Source organism: Pseudomonas sp. LBUM1647, from assembly GCF_059716175.1.
The window spans coordinates 4,029,195-4,043,105 of record NZ_CP166809.1 but is presented as its reverse complement, the minus strand read 5'-3'; the positions used below and the strand labels follow the sequence as shown (position 1 = coordinate 4,043,105).

Annotated in this window: 14 protein-coding genes; 12 read left to right on the top strand and 2 right to left on the bottom strand. The window is 61.5% G+C overall.

The window, feature by feature from the left end:
* Window positions 1-1,041: an FUSC family protein gene (locus ACA059_RS18330; protein WP_497630416.1), complete on the bottom strand. Its 1,041-nt coding sequence runs from the start codon at window positions 1,039-1,041 to the stop codon at window positions 1-3.
* A 47-nt stretch (window positions 1,042-1,088) separates the two neighbouring features.
* Window positions 1,089-2,714 carry an NADP-dependent glyceraldehyde-3-phosphate dehydrogenase gene (locus ACA059_RS18325; protein WP_497630415.1) on the bottom strand — a complete coding sequence of 542 codons (1,626 nt, stop codon included), beginning with the start codon at window positions 2,712-2,714 and terminating at the stop codon, window positions 1,089-1,091.
* Window positions 2,715-2,899: 185 nt separating this feature from the next.
* Between ACA059_RS18325 and ACA059_RS18320 the strand changes: the two genes are divergently transcribed.
* The 12 genes from ACA059_RS18320 (at window position 2,900) to imuA (ending at window position 13,906) form a co-directional block, all read left to right on the top strand.
* Window positions 2,900-3,787: a Dyp-type peroxidase gene (locus ACA059_RS18320; RefSeq protein WP_497630414.1), complete on the top strand. Its 888-nt coding sequence runs from the start codon at window positions 2,900-2,902 to the stop codon at window positions 3,785-3,787.
* A gap of 16 nt (window positions 3,788-3,803) precedes the next feature.
* Window positions 3,804-4,769: a Gfo/Idh/MocA family protein gene (locus tag ACA059_RS18315; RefSeq protein ID WP_497630413.1), complete on the top strand. Its 966-nt coding sequence runs from the start codon at window positions 3,804-3,806 to the stop codon at window positions 4,767-4,769.
* A gap of 277 nt (window positions 4,770-5,046) precedes the next feature.
* Window positions 5,047-5,799, top strand: a complete 753-nt coding sequence (locus ACA059_RS18310) for a GntR family transcriptional regulator (RefSeq protein WP_497630412.1) — start codon at window positions 5,047-5,049, stop codon at window positions 5,797-5,799.
* A gap of 11 nt (window positions 5,800-5,810) precedes the next feature.
* Window positions 5,811-7,541, top strand: a complete 1,731-nt coding sequence (locus tag ACA059_RS18305) for a fumarate reductase/succinate dehydrogenase flavoprotein subunit (protein ID WP_497630411.1) — start codon at window positions 5,811-5,813, stop codon at window positions 7,539-7,541.
* Window positions 7,542-7,567: 26 nt separating this feature from the next.
* Window positions 7,568-7,813 (top strand): 4Fe-4S dicluster domain-containing protein, encoded by a 246-nt coding sequence (locus ACA059_RS18300; RefSeq protein WP_007946457.1) that lies wholly within the window; start codon window positions 7,568-7,570, stop codon window positions 7,811-7,813.
* Between the two features lie 264 nt (window positions 7,814-8,077).
* Entirely contained in the window at window positions 8,078-9,484 is a 1,407-nt protein-coding gene (locus tag ACA059_RS18295; RefSeq protein WP_497630410.1) for an ABC transporter substrate-binding protein, read from the top strand.
* Between the two features lie 165 nt (window positions 9,485-9,649).
* Window positions 9,650-10,432, top strand: coding sequence for an ABC transporter permease (locus ACA059_RS18290; protein WP_497630409.1), 783 nt, complete (start codon window positions 9,650-9,652; stop codon window positions 10,430-10,432).
* The gene (locus ACA059_RS18285) at window positions 10,432-11,280 is read left to right on the top strand and encodes an ABC transporter ATP-binding protein (RefSeq protein ID WP_497630408.1); all 849 of its coding nucleotides are present in this window, start codon (window positions 10,432-10,434) and stop codon (window positions 11,278-11,280) included. Before ACA059_RS18290 ends, ACA059_RS18285 begins: the two co-directional genes overlap by 1 nt.
* Window positions 11,277-12,239: a HEAT repeat domain-containing protein gene (locus ACA059_RS18280; protein WP_497630407.1), complete on the top strand. Its 963-nt coding sequence runs from the start codon at window positions 11,277-11,279 to the stop codon at window positions 12,237-12,239. The genes ACA059_RS18285 and ACA059_RS18280 overlap by 4 nt, the downstream gene beginning before the upstream one ends.
* Window positions 12,236-12,511 carry a DUF971 domain-containing protein gene (locus ACA059_RS18275; protein ID WP_497630406.1) on the top strand — a complete coding sequence of 92 codons (276 nt, stop codon included), beginning with the start codon at window positions 12,236-12,238 and terminating at the stop codon, window positions 12,509-12,511. Before ACA059_RS18280 ends, ACA059_RS18275 begins: the two co-directional genes overlap by 4 nt.
* Window positions 12,512-12,671: 160 nt before the next feature.
* A complete protein-coding gene (gene lexA, locus ACA059_RS18270; protein ID WP_497630405.1) occupies window positions 12,672-13,289 on the top strand; it encodes a transcriptional repressor LexA in 618 nt (205 codons plus the stop codon).
* A complete protein-coding gene (gene imuA, locus ACA059_RS18265; protein WP_438659054.1) occupies window positions 13,289-13,906 on the top strand; it encodes a translesion DNA synthesis-associated protein ImuA in 618 nt (205 codons plus the stop codon). The genes lexA and imuA overlap by 1 nt, the downstream gene beginning before the upstream one ends.
* Window positions 13,907-13,911: the final 5 nt, after the last annotated feature.

Here is a 13,911-nt window from a genome sequence, read left to right as displayed (position 1 = left end):
TCAGATGTTCCAGCGCGGTGCCGTCTTGGCCAAGCGCTGGCGCATCTCGCCGATGTTGGCGGCTAATTGCCGGACCAATAACCGGTAGCCGTCCAGAGGACTGTAAACCGGTGCGGTCAGGCTTGAATCCGACGGCAGTTCGACGGGCCGACTAAGCCGCTGGGACGCACCGGATTTCAGCGCCCGGGCCATACCGATCAGTTGCACCCGAATCAATCGATGTTCGGCTTTCAAGGCCGATTGCAGATGGGCCATGGCGTTCGGGTCACTGGCATCCGGTCGGGTGTTGCCGAGGATTTCCAGGGTGCTGACGCACATCCGCAAGTGCCGCTGAATGGCATCGAGTTCGGTCATGGAGATCCGTACTTCCTTGGACACCGACGGCATCAACGAGCGCAGTTGCACCATCACCGTGTTCAGGCGGCCCACAAGTTTATGGTGTTCGTCATCGGTGACCGATTGGCCATTGATGATGCGCCCGTAGATCGTCGCGCAGTCGCGTAAGGCATCGGCCAGGTTGTAGCGCCAGGAATAAACCGCGTAGAGAGGCAGGGCGAAAGAAAACGCCAGGGCCAGGGCGATACCGATCAGGATGTCCACCCCTCGCCACAACCCGTCGGTGATCGGATTGTCGCCATGCCCCGCGACGATAAACACGGTAATCGCCGAGAGCAACGCGGTGTAACCGCCCTTGCCGATGGCGTGGTACGAGAAGAACCCGCAAACCACGGCCATCGCGAAATAGGTCAGCCACGGCATCCCCAGCCACGCCTGTTGCGCCACCAGCAGCAAGCCGACGCCGGCTCCGATCAAGGTGCCGATGGCGCGCTCGGCGGCTTTTTTGCCGATGTTGCCGTGATGCTGCAAGCCGCCGATCACCACCAGCATCGTCACCGACGCCCACTCACCGTGGGGCAGATTGATGCCGGTGGTCAGCAGGATCGTTGCCAGCAACCCCAGCGACACACGCACCGCGTGGATCACCCTGGCGTGGCGATAGCGCCGATACGGGTCCAGCAACGGACGCAGCAGTCGGCGCATTAGCGGTGGTAGTCGGCTGTCTCTGAATGTACTCAGGCTCGGTCTCCTCAGAAGATGTAATCGGTGGTCAGGAAGCTCGAACTGCGTCCGCTGATGATCTCGCTGATGAGTTCTTTGTTGGTTTCCTGGAACTTGGTCGCCACCAGTGTCCGGATCGAAAACACCCGCAGCGCATCATGCACCGACAGCGTGCCTTCGGCGGAGTTCTTGCGGCCGTTGAACGGGAAGGTGTCCGGGCCGCGCTGGCACTGGGCGTTGAGGTTGATCCGGCCGACCTGGTTGGCGAAGGTGTCCACCAGCCGGCCGACCGCCACCGGGTTGGTGCCGAAGATACTCAGCTGCTGGCCGAAGTCCGATTCCAGGACGTAATCGATCACCGTGTCCAGATGCCGGTAAGGCACGATCGGCACGACCGGGCCGAACTGTTCTTCCTGATAGACGCGCATCTGCGGCGTCACCGGGTACAGCACGGCCGGGTAGAAGAACGAAGCGCGGGCTTCACCGCCGTTGGGATTGACCACGGTGGCGCCTTTGCTCACGGCATCCGCCACCAGCGAGTGCAGGTAATCGACTTTGCTCGCTTCCGGCAACGGCGTCAGCGCCACGCCGCTGTCCCACGGCATGCCGGGTTTGAGGCTGGCGAGTTTGGCGTTGAATTTCTCGATGAACGCCTCGACCACGTCTTCATGGACGAAGAGGATTTTCAACGCGGTACAGCGCTGACCATTGAAGGACAAGGAACCGGTGAGCGCTTCGCTGACCGCGTTGTCCAGATCTACCTCGGGCAGCACGATGCCGGGGTTTTTCGCATCCAGACCCAACGCCGCACGCAAGCGGTGCGGTTTTGGATGGAGTTTTTTCAGGTCGCTGGCGGCTTTGTTGGTGCCGATAAACGCGAAGATGTCGATCTTGCCGCTGGCCATCAGCGCGCTGACGGTCTCGCGGCCGCTGCCGTAGATCACGTTGATCACCCCGGCCGGGAAGCTGTCGCGGAACGCTTCCAGCAACGGACGAATCAGTAGCACGCCGAGCTTGGCCGGTTTGAACACCACGGTGTTGCCCATGATCAGCGCCGGAATCAACGTGGTGAAGGTTTCGTTCAGCGGGTAGTTGTAAGGTCCCATGCACAACGCCACGCCCAGCGGTACGCGGCGGATCTGGCCGAGGGTGTCCTGTTCCAGTTCGAAGCGGCTGGAGCGGCGGTCGAGCTCCTTGAGCGCGTTGATGGTGTCGACGATGTAATCGCAGGTGCGGTCGAACTCTTTCTCCGAGTCCTTGAGGTTTTTGCCGATTTCCCACATCAGCAACTTGACCACGGCTTCGCGCTGTTCACGCATGCGCCCCAGGAAGGCTTCGACGTGCTGGATGCGTTCAGCCACCCGCATCGTCGGCCACAGGCCCTGGCCCCGGTCATAGGCGCGGACGGCGGCGTCGAGGGCGGTCAATGCGGTGTCGGCATCGAGCAGTGGCGTGCTGCCGAGGATCACTTGTTCATCGCCATTTTCGCCGGTCAGGTACACCGGGCTGCGGACCTGGGCGAGGGGCCCGGACCAGGTTTTCAGCTCGCCGTCGACCAGGTATTCACGCTGCTCGGTCTGGCCGTCGAGTCGGTATTTTTCCGGGATGTCGGTGGAGTCGGGAAACAGGTTGCCAAGGATATGTGCTGTGGTCATGTCGCTACTCCATGTGATGTAAGTCATGCGCTGGCGGCTTGCCGTTCAGATTCACTTCAAAGGTTATACGCCTTATTGGCACGACTTTTTAAGTGCCGATCTCATGATCCCGCGATCTTTTGACCTGAGAACACACAATGGCCGATGCTGCGGTTAAACTTCGCGCTCTTTCTAAAGGAGTTCATATGAGTTACTACCAGCCGGGCATTCTCGCCACCCCAGTTCCGCCTCAAGCCCGTCATATGTTCTTCGCACTCGAATCCGCCGCAGCCTTGCCGGCCGCGCTGGAGAATCTTAAAGGGCTGGTGGACGGGAAGTCGGCAGTGGTCGGTTTCGGTAAATCCCTGGTCAAGGCCCTCAAGGGGCAAATCGAAGGCCTGCGCGTCTTTCCAGCGTTGACCGGTGTCGGCGTCGACAACCCGTCGACCCAGCACGCGCTCTGGTGCTGGTTGCACGGTGTCGACCGTGGCGAATTGCTCAACCGCAGTAACGCCATCGAAGCGGCGCTGGCCCCGGCCCTGCGCCTGGTGCAGATGAACGAAACCTTCCGCCACCTCACCGGCCACGATCTGACCGGTTACGAAGACGGCACCGAAAATCCTCACGACGAAGCCGCCGTCGCCGCTGCGCTGGTGGGTGACGGCGCTGACGGAATGGTCGGCGGCAGTTTCGCCGCGATCCAGCAGTGGCAGCACGACCTGAAGGGCTTCCACGCGATGCCGTCCCATGAGAAGGACAACATCATGGGCCGTCGTTTGAGCGACAACGAAGAGATCGACGACGCGCCGATCTCCGCTCACGTCAAACGCACCGCCCAGGAAAGCTTCGCCCCCGAGGCCTTCGTGGTGCGCCGTTCCATGCCCTGGATCGAAGGCGACCGCGCTGGCCTGATGTTCCTGGCTTTCGGTTTCTCCCTCGATGCCTTCGAAGCCCAACTGCGCCGCATGAGCGGTCTGGAAGATGGCATCACCGACGGTTTGTACCGCATCAGCCGGCCGATCACTGGCGGCTACTACTGGTGCCCGCCGCTCAAGAACGGTCATCTGGACCTGCGCGCTCTGCGCATCGGCTAAACATCAAGGAGTGAGTATGAACGTGGTGCGCTGGGGCATGATCGGTTGTGGCAGCGTCGCTGAACGCAAGAGCGGGCCGGCCTTCTACAAGGCACCCGGCTCGGCGCTGGTGGCGGTGATGGGCCGGCGTCTGGACGCGGTGACGGATTACGCCGCGCGCCACGGCATCGCTCGGGTCTACACCGACGTGGAAGCGTTGATCAATGATCCCGAGGTCGACGCGGTATACATCGCCACGCCACCTGACAGCCATCACGCTTACGCCTTGAGGGTGGCCGCCGCTGGCAAACATTGCTGCGTCGAAAAACCCATGTCGTTGAATGCCGGGCAAAGTCGGGAGATGCAGAAGGTCTTTATCGATGCCGGGCTGCACCTGTTTGTTTCCTACTACCGACGTTCTCTGCCGCGCTTTCAGCAGGTGCGGCAATGGCTGGAGGAAGGGCGGATCGGCGAGGTTCGGCACTTGACCTGGATCCTGACCAAGGCGCCATCTCCGACCGATCTTGGCGGTACAGATAACTGGCGCACCGACCCGACAATTGCTGGCGGTGGTTATTTCGCCGACCTGGCCAGTCATGGCTTCGACCTGTTCCAGTACCTGCTGGGCGACATCGTCGAAGTCGCCGGGTTTACGGCTCGACAAGCCGGTTTGTATGCCGCCGAGGATGCCGTCAGCGCCAGTTGGCGTTTTGCTTCGGGCGCCATGGGTATGGGCTGCTGGAATTTCGTCGCGGACCGACGTGAAGATCGGGTCGAACTGATTGGCAGCAAAGGCCGGATCAGCTTTTCCGTATTCGATGAGCATCCGGTTCAGCTTGAAGCCGATGAAACCCTCAGCCTGCGCATCGACAATCACGAGCACATCCAGTGGCATCACGTGCTGGGCATGAACGCGCACATTCGGGGTGAAGCGCAGCATCCGGCGGTGGCCGAACAGGCATTGAAAACCGACTGGGTGATGGATCAGATCCTCAAGCGCTGACGTAGTTTGTAGCAGCTGCGTTGTGGCGAGGGGATTTATCCCCGTTCGGCTGCGAAGCAGTCGTGAGATCCGGCAACGCGGTGTTTCAGGAAAACCTCATGCTCAGGTTTCACGACGGCTTCGCCGCCGAACGGGGATAAATCCCCTCGCCACAACGCAGCTGCTACAAGGTCCGCGGTCGTTTGGTGAATCTAACCTTATGCTCAAACAGTATTTCTCACGCCCGCCATTAGAACTTTAAGATCACGTCATAACTCGTTATGACAAGTGATCTTCCATGACCGATAACGTTCTATCCCTGAGCAGCGTTCCGCTGCACACCCAACTGCGAGATGTGCTTCGCGCCCGCATCCTCGACGGCGAATACCCGCAAGACAGCCAGATGCCTTCCGAAAGCGAACTCGGCGCGCTGTTCAAAGTCAGCCGCATCACCGTGCGCCAAGCCTTGGGGGATCTGCAGAAAGAAGGGCTGATCTTCAAGATCCACGGCAAGGGCACCTTCGTCGCCAAGCCGAAAACCTTCCAGAACGTCAGCACCCTGCAAGGCCTCGCCGAGTCCATGACCGGTCGCGGCTATGAGGTGATCAACCGCCTGCGCAGCTTCAAATTCATTCCCGCCGACAAACTCGTTGCCGAGCGCTTGCAAGTCGCCGAAGGCGAAACCGTGGCGCAGATCAAACGGGTGCGGCTGATCAACCGCGAGCCGATTTCCCTGGAGATCACCTACCTGCCCAAGGCCATCGGCGAGCGCCTGGAGAAGGCCGATCTGGTCACTCGCGACATTTTCCTGATCCTGGAAAACGACTGCGGCCTGGCCCTCGGTCACGCGGATCTGGCCATCGACGCGGTGCTGGCCGACAGCGACCTGACCCAGGCGCTGAACGTCGAGCCCGGCTCGCCGATCATGCGCATCGAGCGTCTGACCCACGACGCCAACGGCCAACCCGTGGACTTTGAACACCTTTACTACCGCGGCGATGCCTTCCAGTACCGTCTGCGGATTGACCGGCAAAAAGGGGCGCAGGCATGACTCACGGCTCAATGACTAGAAAGACGCTCGAACAGGAATACGACATCGTCGTGATCGGCGGCGGCACCGCAGGACCGATGGCGGCGATCAAGGCCAAGGAGCGCAACCGCGATTTGCGCGTGCTGCTGATCGACAAGGCCAACGTCAAACGCAGCGGCGCAATCAGCATGGGCATGGACGGCCTGAACAACGCGATCATTCCCGGTCACTCGACGCCGGAGCAATACACCAAGGAAATCACCATCGCCAACGACGGCATCGTCAATCAGGCGGCGGTGTATGCCTACGCGACCCACAGCTTCGAAACCATCGAGCAGCTGGATCGCTGGGGCGTGAAGTTCGAGAAGGACGAGACCGGCGACTACGCGGTGAAAAAGGTCCACCACATGGGCGCCTATGTGCTGCCGATGCCGGAAGGGCACGACATCAAAAAAGTCCTGTATCGCCAGTTGAAACGGGCACGGGTGAGCATCACCAATCGGCTGGTCTGCACACGCTTGCTGACGGACGAAGAGGGCGCGGTCAACGGCGTGATGGGCTTCGATTGCCGCACCGCCGACTTCCACGTGATCAAGGCCAAAGCCGTAATCCTCTGCTGCGGCGCCGCCGGGCGTCTCGGTTTGCCGTCCTCGGGTTACCTGATGGGCACCTACGAAAACCCCACCAATGCCGGCGACGGTTATGCCATGGCCTATCACGCCGGGGCTGAACTTTCGAACCTCGAGTGCTTCCAGATCAACCCGCTGATCAAGGATTACAACGGCCCGGCCTGCGCCTACGTCACCGGCCCGTTGGGGGGCTACACCGCGAACAACAAGGGCGAACGCTTCATCGAGTGCGATTACTGGAGCGGCCAGATGATGTGGGAGTTCCATCAGGAACTCGAAAGCGGCAACGGCCCGGTGTTCCTCAAACTCGATCACTTGGCCGAGGAAACCATCCAGAACATCGAAGAGATCCTGCACAGCAACGAACGCCCGAGTCGCGGCCAGTTCCACGCCAATCGCGGCACTGATTACCGCACGCAAATGGTCGAGATGCACATCTCCGAGATCGGCTTTTGCAGCGGTCACTCGGCCTCCGGCGTGTGGGTCAACGAGAAGGCCGAGACCTCGGTCAAGGGTTTGTACTCGGCGGGTGACATGGCGGCGGTGCCACATAACTACATGCTCGGCGCGTTCACCTACGGCTGGTTTGCCGGCGCCAACGCGGCGGATTTTGTCACCGGTCGCGAGTTTTCGACGGTCGATGCCAAGCAAATTGAAACGGAAAAGGCCCGGGTCTACGCACCGCTGGACCGCGAACACGGCCTGCCGCCAGCGCAAGTGGAGTACAAGCTGCGACGTTTTGTGAACGACTACCTGCAACCGCCGAAAGTGACCAAAAAGATGCAAATCGGCCTGCAACGCTTCAGCGATATCCAGCGCGATCTCGATCAGATCAAGGCGCACAACGCCCACGAACTGATGCGCGCCATGGAAGTCAGCATGATTCGCGACTGCGCCGAAATGGCCGCCCGCGCTTCGCTGTTCCGCGCCGAAAGTCGCTGGGGGCTTTACCACTATCGGGTCGACCACCCGCAACGCAACGACAGCGACTGGTTTTGCCATTGCCACCTGAAAAAGGGCGACGACGGTCAGATGACCAGTTTCAAGAAAGCGGTCGAGCCTTACATCATCCCGCTGGACGCCGATGAAATGCAGGCCTACGACCGGCTGCGGGTCGGTGCCTTTGCTGCCTGAGCCTCACAAAAAGAGAGACCGCGAAAATGGCCTATCAACCCCAGGAAATCTTCTTCCGCTCCAACGCGCCCGTCACGGTCGATGAGGACCTTTGCATCGCCCACAAGGGCTGCACCGTGTGTGTCGATGTGTGCCCGATGGACCTGCTGGCGATCAACCCGGCCACGCAAAAGGCCTACATGGCGTTCGACGAATGCTGGTACTGCATGCCGTGTGAAAAGGACTGCCCGACCGGGGCGGTGAAAGTTGAAATCCCGTATCTGTTGCGCTGATCTGAACGGACGCTATCGTCGGAACGCCGCCCGGAGCAAGCTCGCTCCCACAGTGGATCGAAGCCAGCCGCAAATCCTGCCTACACCACGAAACCTGTGGGAGCGAGCTTGCTCCGGGCGGCGTTCCGACGATGAGGCCGGCCCTGACAACAAAAAAGCCATCCGGCAACCCCCGGACGCTTGCTTCAAAACACCCCTCGTTTCCCACCGCGCCCTGATCGTGGCGGAGACGAATATCCTAAAAATGATTCGAGGGGATTCACCATGTTATTGCGTGCAGCATTAGCCGGTCTGGTACTGGCTTCATTCACCTTGTCGGCGTCGGCCGAAACCATCCGCATTGCCATCGGCACCCAGGACACCACGATCAACTGCGCCGCTGGCGGTCTGTTGATTCGCGAACTGGGCCTGCTGGACAAATACCTACCCCACGACGGCCCCTACAAAGACGCCAAGTACGAGGTGGAGTGGAAGAACTTCACCAGCGGCGCGCCCCTGACCAACGAGATGGTCGCCGGCAAACTCGACTTCGGCGCCATGGCCGATTTCCCCGGTTCGTTCAACGGTGTGGCGTTCGAAACCGCGGGCAAGCACAGCCTGTTTATCAGCGTGCTGTCGGGCAGCATCAAGGGCAGTGGCAACGGCATTGTGGTGCCTAGCGCATCGAGCGTGCAGTCGCTGGCGGAGCTCAAGGGCAAGACCATTTCCGTGCCGTTCGCCTCGACGGCCCATGGCATGTTGCTGCGGGCCGTGGCTGCCCAAGGCTGGGACCCGCTGAAAGACGTGAACATCATCGCCCAGCCGCCGGAAGTCGCCGGCTCGGCCTTGCAGGCCGGGAAGATTGATGCCCACGCCGACTTCGTGCCGTTCGCCGAACTGTTCCCCAGCCGCGGTTTCGCTCGCAAGATTTATGACGGCGCCCAGGCCAATGCGCCGACCTTCCACGGTGCGCTGGTGGATCAGGCCTATGCGAACAAGTACCCGGAAATCGTCGTGGCTTACCTGCGCGCGAGCATCGAAGCCAATCAGTTGCTCGCAGCTGAGCCGGAGAAATACAGCGAGTTGATCGCCAAGGTCACTGGCGTCGATGCCGAGGTCAATTACCTGTTCCACGGTCCGTTGGGCGTGCAAACCCGCGACCTGAGCTGGAAGCCGGAATACCGTCAGGCCGTCGGGACCGCCATCGATACCCTCAAGTTGTTGAAGAAGGCTGACCGCGGGTTGGACCTCAATACCTTCATCGACGACCAATACATCCGCGCTGCGTTCAAGGCCTCGAACCTGGATTACACCGCGCAACTGGCCAACTACGGACAGACGCCGCTCAAGGCGGTGGATGCGTCGAGCGGCAAAGCCATCACCGATTTCAGCCATGTGGCGGAGATCTGGGTACGTGGCGAGCCGAAGGTTCGGCAGTACGCCTCGGCAGAGTCGGCGTTCACCGCGTTGGCCAGCCTGAAACAGGAAGGCAAAAACATCCGCGCGGTGTATGCCCAGGCGAGTGACAGCGGGATCAAGTTGCTGGCGGATCAGGCGTGGTTTGCCAGTGATGCGAAAGGGCGCCTCAGCGCGTTTCTGCTCAAAGGCCAGGCCCAACAGTTCGCCACGGCACAGGGCGGAAAAGTCTTCGACTTCACCGACGCTACCACCCAGGCCGTCGCCGTCCGCTAAACCAGATGACCATGGCCCGATGGCTCGCGATTGAAACGCGGTCAATGTAGGAGCTGCCGAAGGCTGCGATCTTTTGATCTTGCTCTTCGGTGGCTTTGAAGCCGCTAAAAGATCGCAGCCTTCGGCAGCTCCTACAGGTGATGTGTTCGCCATTGGAAGTTATGCATGTCTCGATTATTTTCACGCTGGATCCCCCGAGCCGCTTCACTGCTGCTCTGCCTCCTATTCTGGCAACTCGCCGCCAGTCATCACTGGAACCTCGGCCTGGTCACCTTCGCCAACGTCCCTACACCTCTGGCGGTCATCGAAGCCGCCCTCGGCCTCGGCGACTCCGGCAAGCTCGCGCAACACCTCGGTAGCAGCCTCAGCCGGGTCTTCGCCGGTTACCTCGCGGCGCTGATCATCGGCATCGCTTTGGGCCTGGCCATCGGTCGCTCGAAATGGGTTGAAGACCTGTTGCTGCCACCGCTGGAAGTCCTGCGCCCGATCCCCGCCGTGGCCTGGATTCCGCTGGCGATCCTGATGTTTCCCTCGTCAGAGCTGTCGATGGTCTTCATCACCTTTACCGGCGCGCTGTTCCCGATTTTGCTCAACACCGTGCACGGCGTCGAAGGCGTCGACCCACGGCTGATTGCCTCGGCGAAAAGCCTCGGGGCAGGGCGCCGGGCGATTCTGCTGGAGGTGATCCTGCCGGGCGCCGCGCCGAGCATCATCACCGGCCTCGCGATCGGCATGGGCACCTCATGGTTCTGCCTGGTGACCGCCGAAATGATCTCCGGCCAATACGGCATCGGCTATTACACCTGGGAGTCCTACACCATCCAGAACTACGCCGACATCGTGGTCGGCATGTTGCTGATCGGCGTACTGGGGATGGGCAGCAGCCTGCTGATCAAACGTCTGGGCGGGTTGTTCACGCCTTGGCACCGACCACGAGGAAAAGCCTGATGAGCGTGATGCAAACCCCTGAAGGGCGGATCGACATCCGCCAACTGTCCATCGTCCTCGGCGAACACAAGCAAGCCTTCGAGGCTGTGCAAGGCCTGGATTGCCAGATCGAGCCGGGGCAATTCGTGTGCATTCTCGGGCCATCCGGTTGCGGCAAATCGACCTTGCTCGGTGCGTTGGCCGGTCACCTGCAACCGCGAACCGGCACCCTGAAAGTCGATGGTGCGCCGGTCTCGGGCCCATCGCCGCAGCGCGGCATGGTGTTCCAGCACCACACGCTGTTCCCTTGGCGCACCGTGCGCGACAACGTCGCTTTCGGCCTGAAAATGCGCGGCATCGGCAAAGCCGAGCGCCACCAGGCTGCCGACGAAATTCTTGCCCTGGTAGGCCTCGAAGGGTTTGCCGAGCGCTGGCCCGATCAGCTTTCCGGCGGCATGCAGCAACGGGTCGAAATCGCCCGGGTGCTGATCAACCGCCCGCGCCTGTTGCTGATGGACGAACCCTTCGGCGCCCTCGACGCGCTGACCCGGTTGAACATGCAGGAGCTGCTGCTGGACATCTGGACGCGAATTCGCACCACCGTGGTGTTCGTCACCCATGACATCGATGAAGCGCTGTTCCTCGCCGATCGGCTGCTGGTCATGAGTTCGCGCCCGGGGCGGATCATCGAAGACCTGCGCCTCGATTTCCCTCGGCCACACACCACCGAACTGGTCACGAGCCACGAGTTCTCCCGCTTGAAGCGTCATTGCCTCGAGTTGCTGCGTCACGAAGACGGTCGGCAGTTACCGCGCCTGAACCCTCTCGGACTTCCCCTTGAAAACAAACTGCCGCGATTTGCCCTATGACCTCTCTATTCGATGTAACCGATAACGACGACATTCTCGCCCTGCAACCGCGCCTGACGGATGAAGATCCCGGCGTGCGCAGAATTGCCCTGATCGAACTGGCTGACCTTGAAGAACCGGACGGTTTGCTTTGGCTGGTCAATCGCCTGGCGCAAGACCCGACCGAAGAAGTCCGCGCCGAAGCCGCACGATTGCTCGAAGCCTGGGAGGATGAACCCGTGGTCGAAGCGCTGTGCCTGGCCCTGACCGATCCTTCCCAGGCCGTGCAAGCGGCCGCCGCGCAAAGCCTTAGCCTGCTCAAAACCGAGGCGGCGGGCAGGGTGATTCTGCCGTGGACCGGGCATGCCGACATCAACGTGCGCATCGCCGCTTTCCGGGCATTACGCGAGTTGCGCTTTCCCGATGCCGCCGCTGCCGCTTTAGAGGCATTGACCGACGAAGACGCCAGTGTTCGCCGCGAAGCCGTCGGCGTACTCGGCTGGCTCAAGCAGCTCGATGCCTTGCCGGCGCTTGCTCGATTGGCCAGTGACGACCCGGACACCGAAGTCCGACGCGCCGCCACCGGTGCCCTTGGCCTGGCCTCCGACGCCCACGTGCTGCCGGCGTTGCGCCAGGCCTTGCAGGACGCAGCCTGGCAAGTCCGCGAAGAAGCCGCCACCACGCTGGGCAAGGTCGGTCACGTCGACGCAGGCCCTGCCTTGGTCGAAGCCTTGAGCGACGCGTACTGGCAAGTCCGCCTGCGCGCCACCCGCAGCCTCGGTCGTTTACGTTACGTCCCGGCCCTCGAAGCGTTGATCGAAATCCTCGGCCACCGCATCAGCAATCTGCGCAAGGAAGCCGCCCTGGCGCTCGGAGAGTTGAACGACCGAGGCGCCATCGCACCCTTGCAGGCCGCCCAGGATGACGGCGACCCGGAAGTGCGCAAAGCCGTGCGCATCGCCTTGAGTCAGCTGCAATGAACCCGGTGGCGATTGGCAATTCCCAAGGTAAACAGCAGCTGCGGTTGAACTGGCCGGATGGTCGCGAGCAGTTACTCGATCATGCCGAGTTGCGTCGACAGTGTCCGTGTTCGCAGTGCCGGGCGTTTCGTTTGCAAGGGTTGAGGGTAAAAGTCGATGAGCGCATCCGCGTGATTGAACTCAACCAACAGGGCTACGGCCTTCAACTCATCTTCAGCGACGGCCATGAGCGCGGGATCTACCCGTGGCCCTACCTCTCAGGACTCACCTGAAACCTGTAGGAGCTGTCGAGTGAAACGAGGCTGCGATCTTTTGATGTTGTTTTTAAAGAGCAAAGTCAAAAGATCGCAGCCTCGTTTCACTCGTCAGCTCCTACACAGCTTCTACACAGCTTCTACAAGTCCTTGCCAGAAAAAAGCCAAAAGAGTACAAATGTACTCCATGACGACTTTAACTCCCCGCCGTACCGCCATCCTGACCTTTATCCGCGATCGAATTGCGGAACACGGTCAGTCCCCGAGCCTCGCTGAAATCAGTGAGGCGTTCGGTTTCGCCTCCCGTAGCGTGGCGCGCAAGCATGTGCTGGCGCTGACCGAGGCCGGTTTTATCGAGGTCAATGCGCATCAGGCCCGGGGCATTCGTTTGCTCGGGCAACCGGCGCGGCCCGAGTTGCTGGACATTCCGGTACTTGGGCGGGTGGCGGCGGGTGCGCCGATCGGTGCCGATGCCGAGGTTCACAGCCGCTTGCTGCTCGACCCGTCGATCTTCTCGCGGGTGCCGGATTACATGCTGCGGGTCCAGGGCGACTCGATGATCGAGGATGGCATTCTCGACGGCGACCTGGTGGGCGTGCACCGCAATCCCGAGGCGGTCAACGGCCAGATCGTCGTCGCACGGCTCGACGGCGAAGTCACCATCAAACGTTTCGAGCGGGTCGGTGAGATTGTCCGATTGCTGCCACGCAATCCGGCCTACCAGCCGATCATCGTCGAAGCCAATCAGGACCTGGCCATCGAAGGGGTGTTCTGCGGTCTGGTGAGGCAAGGGTGATGGGCGCCGTCGTTGCGCTGGATACGCTGTTCAATGGCGGCCAGGTCTGGAAGGGCCGGCCTGCGCCACCGGCCGTCAGCCCGCAACCCACCGGGCATGCCGCGCTGGATGCGGCGTTGCCTACGGGTGGTTGGCCGGAAGCGGCGCTGACCGAAATCCTTTTGGCCGGGCAGGGTGTCGGTGAGCTGCAACTGGTGTGGCCGGCGCTGGCGCGGTTGTCGGCTGCGGGCGAGCGCATCGTGCTGGTGGCGCCGCCTTACGTGCCCTATCCCCAGGCCTGGCAGAACGCCGGGGTCGATCTGCGTCAGTTGTCGATCATCCAGGCCAGCGAGCGCGATGCCTTGTGGGCAGCGGAACAATGCCTGCGTTCGGGCAGTTGCGGCGCAGTGCTGTGCTGGCCGCACAAGGCCGATGACCGGGCGTTGCGGCGCTTGCAGGTGGCGGCGGAAACCGGCTCGACCCTGGCGTTTGCCTACCGCTCGATCAATGAGGCGATCAACCCTTCGCCAGCAGCGCTGCGCATCGCCATCGATGCCAGGCCTGCGCAATTGCGCGTGCTCAAGTGCCGGGGTGGGTTGGCGCGTTCGACACCGATTGCCTTCCCTGTGGGACATTGAGGTTG